8 protein-coding genes are annotated in these 12,630 nt (G+C 46.0%); all 8 read right to left on the reverse strand.

Going from position 1 to position 12,630, the window contains the following annotated elements:
• Positions 1-181 precede the first annotated feature (181 nt).
• Positions 182-1,831: an extracellular solute-binding protein gene (locus tag ABGV42_RS05660; RefSeq protein ID WP_347380777.1), complete on the reverse strand. Its 1,650-nt coding sequence runs from the start codon at positions 1,829-1,831 to the stop codon at positions 182-184.
• 19 nt (positions 1,832-1,850) lie between these two features.
• Positions 1,851-4,151 (reverse strand): helix-turn-helix domain-containing protein, encoded by a 2,301-nt coding sequence (locus ABGV42_RS05665; RefSeq protein WP_347380778.1) that lies wholly within the window; start codon positions 4,149-4,151, stop codon positions 1,851-1,853.
• Between the two features lie 275 nt (positions 4,152-4,426).
• A complete protein-coding gene (locus ABGV42_RS05670) occupies positions 4,427-5,548 on the reverse strand; it encodes a glycoside hydrolase family 88 protein (protein WP_347380779.1) in 1,122 nt (373 codons plus the stop codon).
• 37 nt (positions 5,549-5,585) lie between these two features.
• Entirely contained in the window at positions 5,586-6,467 is an 882-nt protein-coding gene (locus tag ABGV42_RS05675; RefSeq protein WP_063563855.1) for a carbohydrate ABC transporter permease, read from the reverse strand.
• Positions 6,468-6,477: 10 nt separating this feature from the next.
• Complete coding sequence (locus ABGV42_RS05680) at positions 6,478-7,401, reverse strand: ABC transporter permease (RefSeq protein WP_072732961.1); 924 nt, start codon at positions 7,399-7,401, stop codon at positions 6,478-6,480.
• Between the two features lie 56 nt (positions 7,402-7,457).
• On the reverse strand, positions 7,458-9,083 hold the full coding sequence (locus ABGV42_RS05685) for an extracellular solute-binding protein (RefSeq protein WP_347380780.1): 1,626 nt from the start codon (positions 9,081-9,083) through the stop codon (positions 7,458-7,460).
• A 320-nt stretch (positions 9,084-9,403) separates the two neighbouring features.
• A complete protein-coding gene (locus tag ABGV42_RS05690; RefSeq protein WP_347380781.1) occupies positions 9,404-9,802 on the reverse strand; it encodes an RDD family protein in 399 nt (132 codons plus the stop codon).
• A 240-nt stretch (positions 9,803-10,042) separates the two neighbouring features.
• Positions 10,043-12,547, reverse strand: a complete 2,505-nt coding sequence (locus ABGV42_RS05695) for a WG repeat-containing protein (RefSeq protein ID WP_347380782.1) — start codon at positions 12,545-12,547, stop codon at positions 10,043-10,045.
• Between the last annotated feature and the right edge of the window lie 83 nt (positions 12,548-12,630).

The following is a 12,630-nucleotide window of genomic DNA, read 5'->3' on the forward strand; positions in this document are numbered from 1 at the left end:
CCTTTTGGATTTCAGAGTATGTGAGCGGTTTCAAGAAACCCTGTAGTCACCTCCGATCCTGCTTAAGCAAGAGTCATGTGCATGCCAACTCAGCATGTCATAACCGATTGTAGAGCACGAGGGAACGAAATTACATTAACAAAAACGACACTTCAATGCCCATTTTATACAATATAAAGATTTATTTAGAGGATACAGCGCGATTATATCGCTCTAACGCCTGCTGCTGAATCTCAATCGCACGATCAATCTGCAATGACTTAATTTGCTCGACATACGTATCAAAAGCATCCACCGGCTCCATGCCAAAAATGATTTTAAGCGACATCTCGTCTACCACTTTGTTCACTTCCTGCATGATGACTGACATCTCCGTGCTTTCTTTCTCGGTTTTGGGAAGGGTTGGTACCTGATGCAGAACAGCATCTGTACTGGACCATAACTGCACCGCCTCTTTCTGTTCCGGTAAAATATAATATTGTTCCATATATCGCGTATCCTGGACAAATGGACCGAAATAACTCGCTCTCGTGTACATCGCAAGCGCTTGTGCCGGCGACCACTTATCAGGGTTTTTCAAAATAGTCTCGGTATACGTCGGATACCCGTCCTTCATCTCAAAACTGACACCTTCAATACCAAAGTTGAACAGCAAATGTCCCTCAGGCCCATATCCGTAATCGAGCATCCGTGCTGCTTCTTCTACATGATGACTATTGCTGGATATAGCGACTCCACTGGAACCGATAGCGGGAGCAAGTTGACCAAATTTCGGGCGATCTCCTTTGTTCATGACAGGATATGGCGCTGGCACAAGCTTTGCATGGGGATCCGTCTCCTGCAAGATGGGGAGCCATGTACCAATTCCCGCCCCTGCATTCCAGATACTCGCACCGCTGCGTCCTGTGGTCATGTTTGTATCCTGAGTCTCCGAATCGACGGCAGCTAGATTCTTGTCAATGAGTCCCTCCGCATACCATTCACGAAATAAGGATAGGAACGCCTTATATTCAGGTTCTTGTGCCCCAAACTTAATTTGGCCATCTTCCACGTAGAACCCCTTTTTAATGCCAAAAGCGCCAATAAAACCGCCGCCTTCAATACCGAACAACGGATTCGGAACACCTAGAAAAGTAAGCGGGGCGTCAGCTCCCTTTTTGTCCTTAAATGCCTGAAGCATCGTATGCCATTCATCAATCGTTGTTGGCACATCAAGTCCAAGTTCATCCAGCCAGTCCTTCCGGATAATCGGCCCTTGATAGGTTCGCAGCTCATCATCTCCTTGAATAAAAGGAAACGCGTAATAACTTCCGCTGGCTGTACGAATCTGCATATCAATGTCCGGATGCTCGGTCAGGTACTGCTTCAGATGAGGTGCGTACTGATCAATAACATCGTTTAATCTCAGAATATATCCATCTTTAATCGCTTTCTCGGGCCCGCCGGGATAATTGCTCCACTCGTATTCAATCATATCCGGCAGTTCTCCGGACGTAAGCAGCACATTAATCGCTTCTTTGGCCTGATTGGCGGGAGGCCGGATGAATTGTAGGTTGACTCCGGTTCTCCGCTGCCATTCCTGAAAAAAAGGAACCTCATTGAAGCTGGACTTGATACTTGCTGCATTACCATTCAATTCTGCCCAGTAGGTTAATTTCCCATTGTCATTGGGTGAAGCAATTGAGATGGTCTGGTAATCTGATGAGCCGGAACGTTCATCCAGCTTGGCATCCGAATCTGTCCCGTTCTGATCGCAAGCAGTCAGCATGCCAAGCAGCAGGATGAATCCTGTTACTTTTGTTATGAATGGCAACTTCCTCAATACGTTCATGTTCCGGTCTCCTTTCAAATCAACTGATTTCTTTATATTTACCGGGCGTAATGCCTTCATATTTCTTGAATACCCGGATGAAAGTTGCTGCATCGTTATATCCGACCAATCGGGATATTTCGGTAATGGATTCCTGTTTATGCTCCATCATTTCTTTAGCCTGTCGGATACGACACTTATGAATGCAGTCCAGCAGACCCTCACCAGTCTGATTCTTGAAGAGTTTGGACAAGTAACTGCCCTTCAGCTCAAAATGCTCACCAATTGCGTTGACGTTCAAATTCACGTCAGTATAGTTACTCTCAATATACTGTGTGACTTGGGTACTGAGATGACGCAGGGAATCCTCACGTTCTTGAGATACATTCGTTGCGCGCTTGTCAGCGGCATAGAAACATACCTCCTCAAGCAAGTTCTGCAATGCCTCCTGCATCTCCTGAATGGTATCACCCGCAATAATGTCCTCAATCCGATGCGGGTATTGGGTTAGCGTATGGTTATCCCTGTCCCCCAGATCATTGATAGCCTTGATCATTGTACCTACCAGGTTAAAAATCAGGCAACGTGCAAGTGTGAGCGACATAATCGGTTTATCAAAATTTCGCTCTGTAATCTCGTTCATATAAGCACTGGCTTGGTCGGTATCTCCCGCTTTGATAAAATTAAGAAGCTGCTGTTCCACCTGAAGCGGATAGTAGTAGCCAAATGGGTCATCCGCCATCGCATCGCTGCGTACATCCCCATAGGTAATGATGCCTTTCTTGCCAAGCACCATTTTGTATTCCATCGCGTCTACTGCTTCCTGGTATGCTTCGGCGATGCCAATCCACGACATATGGCGTCCGCTGATGGAAATCGTCAGTTCCATATCATAGCGTTCCAGGAAATGCTGCGCTTCTGCCGCAATGTGATGAAGATCCTGGTTCCAATCCGAAGAATCCGCTTTCATATTTACAAGGCAGACCATCATATCATCGACTTCTGCCACATATCCGACGTGCTGACGCTCTGAAGCCAGTTCTTCAACCACATTTGAAATAATGAGATGGATTAACTTGTTTCGTTCGTTGATATCAATACCCGGCAGTTTTCCATAGAGATTCTCTTCATTCTCAATGACAAATAAGATAACAGCAAATTCACTTGAATAGAGCGGCATATGAAAGGAACGGAATGCATCTTCATAGGGCACGAGCGTATCCTGTTTGCCTTTGAGAAGCCGATTAATCATATTGAAGCGCAGCACCTGCTGATGTTTCTGCAGCTGCTGAACAATCTCATTCTTTTCTGATCGTGTGTTCATAATGACCTTCTGAATAAATCGAAGTTCGTTCCGATCAGCGGGTTCGTTCTGACTATTTTTATCTTTTAGTGATTCCACGAGCTGTTGAATTGGGGAGTAATTCCGGCGCATGAAGAACCAGGTCAGTACACCCGCACTAATGAGACTTACCACGATACTGATATACGTAAAATTGCGGACATATACTGCCTTTTCCCAATACAGGCTGCTGGGAATAATCAATGCGTACTTCAGATCGGATACCGCAGAGTCCATGTAGAACATCTCCGACTTGCCTACCTTCGCGTTATCCAACTGAACCTGATTGCCATTCATGAATGGCTTCAATTCCTCTGACCCGGGATGATTGCTCATCAGAATCTCGTTATTCTGATTCAGAATCAGCAGCGTGGCATCACTAAAACCGGAAATGCTCTCAATTGCTTCCTGGAATCTTCGCGTATCCGCCATGACGACAACCGTACCCGTCTCCTGACCATTCAAATCATCGGGCAGACGTGTAATGTACGCAATGGAAGACTCCGTCGGTGCTGCAGTCTGATGTGGCAGTATGACGAACTGATTCATCTCTGTACCCAGAATCTGATCCCGCCACGCTTCGAAAGACATTGCACCTGTATTATGTATGGTATGAAATGCCGTTCGCATATCCCGAATATTACCTGAACGAAGAATGGATTGATCTTTTTTCCACACGACATAGAATTCATCGATGGATGCGTAGGATGTTTTATAGAGACGGAGTTCCTTTACCAGTTGGTAAGCCGTGTACGGCGCCTCTTTGGCTGGCTGATTGGAATACATCAGCGTTTGCAGATTCGGGCTCCACGTCATCTCCATGTTTAACCGCTTCATCAGATCGACTTGTGTATCGATCGTATATCGCATCTGCTTCAATAAAGAATCGTTGGCCCGATGTATTTCACTCTTCAATGTCTCATTTGCTTGCATGTAAATAACCAAACTGATCAGAATCGGCACAATCAAAACAGCACTGTAAGAGAAAAGCCAGGTCACAATTATGCTTTCTCGTTTTTGCCACAAATATCGAATGTTTAGCAACAACTCATCACCCAACTCTTCGTAGATTATCGATGTTTGGATCAGGAATTTATTATAACGGCAAGAGCGAGATTGGGATATAGATAAAAAGTTCAATTCAATTGACAAAAAGGGCAGCAAGCATCGATTTTTCCCGTCAAATCAAGCACAAATAGCCCGAATAGACTACTTTCGTCTATCGGGCATTCGGTATCAAAATGAGAATGTTTTTAATTGTTTTTAGAACATTTTTAGAAAATGCGATGCTTCCAACCGTTTAATTTGGCACTCGCTTCGACGTAGAAATAGTCACCATAAATAAGTGAGACGTTTACGTTCTGACCTGCCGGTTTATGACCGGTTCCCTCCAGAAGCATACCTTCGTGTTCAGGAAGATCCCAAGTTCCATAATGATCCCGCAGGGAACTCAGGATACGTTTGGCAACGGTAGCATAGAGTTTGCCCTCTGGATCAGGAAGCACATCTGCAAGCTCAAGCAATCCGGAAGCAGCAATGGCACCCGCGGAGCTATCCCGTGAAATCTCCTCCCCTTCTTCCGGCTCAGCACGGAAATCCCAATGCGGAACGCTATCCTCAGGCAGGCTGGAAATGAAGAAGTTCGCCACACGCTGTGCAGCATCCAAATATGACGGGTCCTCTGTATAACGATACGTATTCGTTAATCCATATAAAGCCCAAGCAGCTCCACGACTCCATGCCGAATCCGGCGCCGCTCCCTGACCCCCTATCGCTTCTGCCCGTTCGCCTGTCTCGGGATCAAACCGAATGATATGATGCACAGAGCCATCTTCCCTGACAAAATGCTTCATGACCATATCTGTATGCGCTTTGGCGATATGGCTGAAACGTGGGTCTCCACTTTCCTCCGATGCCCAGAAAAGCAACGACAGATTCATCATGGTGTCGATGATCGACCAGCCCAGCATGTCTCCTTTCCAGGCCCGAATGAAGCTGCCTTTGGTATTGAAGCGCCCAGCCAGGAAGTTGGCAGCAAATAAGGCACGTCTAGCCGCATCAGCATCTCCGGTGAGCTTGTATTTGATGACAGCCGTGGGCAGGAAATGAAAGCCCACATCGTGATCAAAGTAGTTATTTTCGAGAAACCGTTCCGATAGCCGCTCATCCCAATTCCATGCAGCCTCTTTATATTTCTCATCACCCGTCATATCGTACACAATCCATAACATGCCCGGCCAGAATCCCGAGGTCCACCAATCGATTCTCATGTCGTCATAGATGCCATTGGCTCCAGCAACATGCGGAGACTTTTTACCGATGGCTACAAGCATCTGATCGGCTTTACTTTTAATCTGATCCCACACGTCCTTGTTCACTTCATTTAATACGTTCATGTTGTCATACCTCCTTACCGCTCTTCAATTCTCAGATTTAACCTTTCAATGAACCAACCATGACACCTTTTACGAAAAAGCGCTGCAAAAACGGATAGATGCACAGGATTGGTATCGTCGCTACCATAATCGTTGCATACTTGATGGTCTCCCCGATCTGGAAGCGATCCCCGGCCGATGCTCCGGCTGACATGCTCTCCGTGGAATTGGCAATTAGAATCTCACGCAGCACCAATTGCAGCGGGAACAGCTCTCGGCTCTTGATAAACACGGATGCATAGAACCACCCGTTCCACTTATCTACCGCGTAATACAGAATCATCACGGCAATGACGGGCATGGACAACGGAATAATAATACGGAACAAAATGGTAAAGTGATTCGCTCCATCAATCTTGGCCGATTCCTCCAGGCTGTCCGGAATACCCATAAATGACGTTCGCATGATGATCAGGTTAAACGTGCTGATGGCAAAAGGCAGAATGGTCGACCACAGTGTGTCTAACAGGCCAACGCCTTTGACAACCAGATACAGCGGAATTAACCCCCCGCCAAAGAACATCGTGAACACGATAAAGAACATGAACACCTTGTTCCACATCACGTTTTTACGGGACAGCACATACGCTCCGAGCGCTGTCATGAACAGGTTAACGATGACGCCAAACACAAGAATAAACAACGTATTGCGGAATCCTGTGGCTATACCCGGATTGGCAAGCACGCTCTTGTAAGCTTCCAGACTAAAGCCCACTGGCTTCCACAGCAGACCTTTGTTTGCTAACAGCTGCGCCGAATCACTTAAGGACGCAAATAACACGTAGAGAAGCGGATACAATGTGACGATGACAAGCAGGATTAGAAATGTATAATTGAAGATTGTGAAGATCCGGTCAAACCAACCGCTTTCCTTAATCAAAGTTCCCACCTCACCATAAGCTGTTTTGACTCACTCTGCGGCTGATATAGTTCGCCGAAATCAGAAGAACGAGATTGATCACCGAGTTAAATAGGCCGACTGCCGAGCTGTAACTCCATCCGAACTCCAGCAATCCCTTTCGATATACGAAGGAGGAGATGACGTCAGCTGTTTCATATGTTACCGGATTATAAAGGAGAATGATTTTCTCAAACCCAACATTCAGCATATTACCCATCCGGAGAATGAACATGATTGTAATAATAGGCAGCAACCCGGGCAGCGTAATGTGAAACATTTGCTTGAGACGGCTCGCTCCGTCGATCTTCGCCGCTTCATACTGCTCCAGGTCGATGCTCATCAACGCAGCGATATAGATAATGGATTCCCAACCGATTCGCTGCCATATTTCAGACAGGACATAGATTGGACGGAACAGCTCGGGCTTCTGCAGCATCGCCTGACCGTCATATCCGAGCATCATGATCAGACGGTTGATTAAACCATCCGCGTTCGTGAAGTCCGTAATGATACCGCATATGACGACAAGAGAGATGAAATAAGGCATATACGTTATCGTCTGAACGACCCGCTTGAACGTACGTTTGCGAACTTCATTGATGAGCAGCGCCAGAATAATCGGTGCGGGGAATTCAAAGACCAGCGTGTACAAACTGATAAGAAGGGTGTTCTTCAGCACACGCAAGAAATAATAACTGTTGAAAAACTCTTCAAAATGCTTCAGCCCAACCCAATCACTCCCCAAAATGCCCTTCATCGGAGAATAATCTTTAAAGGCAATAATTGCGCCGTACATCGGACCGTAATGAAATATTAAATAATATCCAATCACAGGAATCATCATGATGTATAAATACTTATTCATCATGAAGTCCCGCACGAACCGGCTTCTAAAGGATTGACGATTGCTCATGATGTACCTTTTCACCTCTTTTCAATCGGGAGGGCCAGAGCCCTCCCCTTTTACAATTACCGTTTGTTGTAGCGTTCGAGTGCTGCGGTTTGGATTTCAATTGCCCGATCCAGATGCAACGATTTCATTTTCGCGACATAGCTCTCGAATTGATCCACCGGCTCGTTGCCCAGAATGATCTTGATGGTCATCTCATCGACGAGCGTGTTGATATCATTCATGATGGTCGCGTATTCGGAGCTCTCTTCAGGTGTAGGTGTGATTGAAGGCAAATTATATTTTGCGGCCTGTGTATTCTTCCAGATATCAATCGCATCGCGCTGGGTTTGCAAAGCAAAGAACTGCTCGGCATAACGTTTATCTTGAACGAATGGACCGTTATAGCTGCTGCGGGCATATAGTGAAATCGCTTGTGCAGGAGCGAGTTTATCCGGATTCTTCAGCAGCAAGTCCGTGAATTTCGGATAATCACCTTCCATGTTATAGCTGACACCCTCTTCACCGAAGTTGAAGAACAGGTGCCCTTCTTCACTGTAGCCGTAATCCAGCATGCGAACGGCAAGTTCCGGATCCTTGGCTGCCGTCGTGATGGCAACCGTACCTTCTGAGGCATAGCCCTGATTAAGCTGGCCGAATTTAGGAATATCACCTTTGTTAAGCACCGGATATGGTGCAGCGACCAGGACGGCATCCGGATCATTGGCCTCTACAAGCGGCTGCCATTTGCCGATCCCTCCGCCTGCGTTACCTACACTTGCGCCAGTAGCACCCGAAGCGAGGTTACCGTCAACGGATTTGGTATCCGCTGTCGAGATGTTTTTATCAATCAAACCTTCTTTGTACCATTCCTGGAATAACGTCAAATATTCTTTGAAACCCTCTTCCGCAGGACCAAATTTGACCTGTCCGTCTTCCTGGTAAAATCCGCGGTTTACACCGAAAGCGCCAAGGAAAGCACCATTACCGGAATCGTTAAAGAATCGTGGCTTACTTACAACAGAGAATGGAGCGGCAGCGCCTTTTTTCTCTTTAAAAGCTCTCAGGGTTGTTGTCCACTCATCAATCGTTTCCGGTACTGGCAGTCCCAGCTCATCCAGCCAATCCTTACGAATGATGGGTCCCTGGAAGACACGCAGATACTCATCTCCCCGAATGAACGGGAATACATAGTAGCTGCCACTGTCCGTTTTGACCATCTTGTCGATGTCCGGATTGTCCTGCAGGTATTTCTTCAGATTCGGAGCATATTGGTCAATCAGATCGTTCAGCTTGAGAATGTAACCATCATTAATGGCTTTCTCTGGTCCACCGGGGAAATCTCCGATGAAATTGTACTCCAGCATGTCCGGCAAATCCCCGGATGCCAGCATCACGTTAAAGGATTCTCTGACCTGACCTGTCGGTGGTGCGGTGAATTTGAGTGGCACGCCGGTTTTTTCCTGCCATTTTTGAAAGAATGGAATTTCACTGTGCGAATTTTTGACCCCGATCAAGTTTCCGTTAATTTCACCCCAGTACGTAAGCGTCTTATCCGTTTGAATCGGATAGGTGGTTGCTTCCGTTGATCCACTTGGTGTCCCTTTATCGGTATCGCCCGCTGTACTGGCTCCGGACGAACACCCCAGGATCGTTGTACCTAATAACAGAATCATCAAACTCGTAGATAACACTTTTCTTCTCATGGACCGTATCCTCCACCTTTTGGGAATGTCTGTGCTCTATCTCAGAGTAAGGGAGAGCGCATTGCAGAGATATTCGCAAAAGATGAAATGATATGTTGATTTCGTCCGCAAGCAACTGATCATTTAGCCAAAATGATAGACGAATTCACTAAATAATCATCTGGAATGTTTTGAATTTGCCGTGTTGGCGCGGGTTTATGACCGTTCTACTGACAACACAAAAAAACAGACCACGAACAAGGTTCATAATCTGTAACGTGAGTGAATATGAAGAGATTTGAATACATCGTATATGTTGGCCAGGGCACGCCTTCTCATGTTTAGTCCCAGACGACTTCGGTACCTGCGATAAAATCATGTATTGCACGTTTGTCTTCACGTACAGCAACCATGATGACACTTACAATAAAACCAATGCCAAAAGTTATTCCATATACAAGTCCTGCTACAATTACTCGCATCAGCATGGTTCTAATTCCCGGGGGCTCCTGTGTATCGTATTTTCGAATTCGAATTCCACAGATGCATTTTCCAATCGTTCTTCCGTTCCAGAATGCCGGCAATAAAATGGAATATAATGCACTTAATATTTGCGCTATAGGTTCATCGCTGTCAAAGTTACCTGTAATGAGCCCTGCGATAACCATCAAAGGCAGCCCAATAATAATACCATCAAAAATACTTGCACCGAGCCTTATCCAAAAGCCAGCTTTATACAAGATGTTTCCTCCAAACTGGTTAAATTGAAAAAACTCCTTTACCAAGACATTAATTTAATTTAATTTGTTTGCGTAAATCTTCAGATAGCATAAATAAACTTTCCATTTAATCATCAAGGCTCTTATATTCTTCGTCTTCGATCATGGTGTCAAACCATGTTGCACACTTTCCAAATCATCAAATAAAAAAGAAGCCATAATTAGCCTATGGCCTCACATATATACGCTATGAATTTAAAATTACATATGGAACGCTTTCCAAAACGAACCCTCGGTATTAATAATGTCTCTGATCTGGACAAAAGGAATCGTAAATGTCGGGAATCCGGCTGCGTACGGAGCGATCTCGTATGGATTGAAATACAGATGCAGCGCGTCTGCCGTCACGAAAAATGGCTGGTTCGGGCTAATTCCTTCATAGGTATCCGGAAATACATAAGAATACTGAGGATCATTTTTGATCTGATCTCCTACAATCTGGCTTAATACTTTTACGTAGTCGCTATTCGGCTTAAACAAGTCCTTTAACTCATACAGCTGCCCGCTGCTGAGATTAATAATGGCATAGATCATTGTAGGCATACCGTGTGCAGCCCCAAAGGGATAGTTATATCCCGTAAGCTGCAGCTGAAGCAGCTGTTGCTGATAAAAAGTAATATCAAAATCCCCTGTGTAGCTGTAATCCAGCTTTTGGTCTGGAGGAATCGGTTTAACTTGAGACAAGTTCCTCAATTTCAAATTAAGTGCCAGTTGTGCGGCCTGGTCGGTTAATCCCTCCACCTGCGGATAATAAACCAGATAATCGATATTGGGTTTATACTTCTCTTCACGAACACGGTAAGGTGGCTGAAGGGGAACGATCGTATTTTGCCGCCAGATGATCTGTCCGGCTCGATTGACATACAAAAGACGCTGATCAACGTTTGCTTTGATCAAATCCGATGCTACGACTTCCAGTGTACCGGAACCTTCTACTCGGGGATATCCTGGTGCTGGGCGTCCACTCAGGTCAAGCAGAACAGTCTGTCTTCCATCCGATGCAGAAGCGAGCCCCCCTTTGTAGTCGCCTACGTCCCTGTAAATGAACTCTGTAAGTCTTCTGCCATTAACATCTGCAATCGCATACAATGAGCCAATGAAAGGCTGCTCCTGATCAATGGCCTGCCCCAGCGCAAAACGGTGCTCCCCTATATCTCGGATATCATTGTAAGCCGGTTGAATGACAAAAGCTCCTTGCTTGTTAATGACACCATAAATCGATTTGTAGTCCTCTGCTGTATTCACAATCGCGTGCCCACCGTTGAAAGGAAGTGCTGTCGTAAATTTAGGTTCAATTTGGATCTGACCTCGTTCATCTATATATCCGTATTTTCCGGGTGTCTCCTTCTGGAAAGCAAGTAAACCGTCTCCTAACGGTCCTACATACGCGTAAGGGTATGTAGCCAGTCGATTTCCATTACGGTCTATGAGTGCGAACTCATTGTCTCTGACCTGAACAACCGCTTTTCCGTTGCTGAAATCGTAGGCTGAACTGAATTGTGCACGGATCACCTCATGACCAGCAGCGTCCAGGTAGCCGTAACGACTGACATCTCCACCTGACTGACCTCCGGAAGTATCATAGAAAAGTGCTCGCCCATCCTTCATATTCGCGATAAAGGGATAAGCCCGTTTCGTGAGCACACGACCTTGTTCATCAATCATTTTAAAGCCTTGAGCGTCAATCACAATTGTCCGTTCTTCTTCGAATGAATTAATGGAATCGTATACAGGCTGAACGACATACTGGCCATTCAGATTAATCACGCCAGCCTTGCCGTCTTTCACAACTACAGCCAGGCCATTCGGCTGAAAATCACGAGCGTCATCAAGTACGGGCTCCAGCCGGATCCGACCCTGTGCATCCATATAGCCCCACCGGGTTCCCTGGATCGTTCTTACCGAAATCGGGAATAACCAGGTAGTTTCACGTACATGACTACCTCCCATACTTTGTTTGATCTGCTTCTCCAATTCAAGCAGCGCTTCCCGCGATGGGTAAGGCTCGTTGAAACTTAATGCTTTTTGAACTGAATTCAGGGCAGCCGGCAATAACCCGGCGCGATACTGGGCGTCAGCAAGATAGTACCAGTAAAAGGTGTAGTCCGGATAGTGCTGCGTTAATTGTTCATAGTACTGCACGACCTTGGGAAAGTAATACATATACACATCTGTGGCAGGAACCCATTTCCCATTTTGCCACCGGATAATGTCAACCCGATATGCCTCTCCTGTATCATGCGTCCAAAGGGCAATCTCCACTTTTCCATCTCTTCCATGCTGACCTGGCATATCAATAATCTCGGCATGACTGAAATATAGATCATCTGGCGCCACATCCGTTAATCCTGCTTCTGTCCATTCATATACAGCAAGTTTGGACCAGATGGAACCGAGCTGCCAGCCGACAATTAGATTGTTTCTTGCCGTGGATGTTACAGGCGCAGCTGTCAGCAAGGTTGCGTTGTACCCCAATCCTTTGGTGACTGACATCTTCGTCCACTGACCTTGCACAAATTTCAAAATCAACAGGGTTAATTCTCCATCCAGTTTATAAACCGCAGCGATCTCCGGCATCCCGTCTCCGGTGAGATCTGCCGCATAGATGGCTGGATGTTCGACAGGTTTAAGTATAGTGACAACACTAGCGCCGGCCGGAAGTTGTTGTTTTACGATTTGAGTTAACAGCGGCTCGCTCATCGACATGTCTGTTTCCTCCCTTATGACCGCATTCGCCTAATGGTATGCATCATAAACCGGGATATGACATCTAAACGAATATTACTCCT

This window comes from Paenibacillus pabuli (assembly GCF_039831995.1).
Lineage (GTDB): Bacteria > Bacillota > Bacilli > Paenibacillales > Paenibacillaceae > Paenibacillus > Paenibacillus pabuli_C.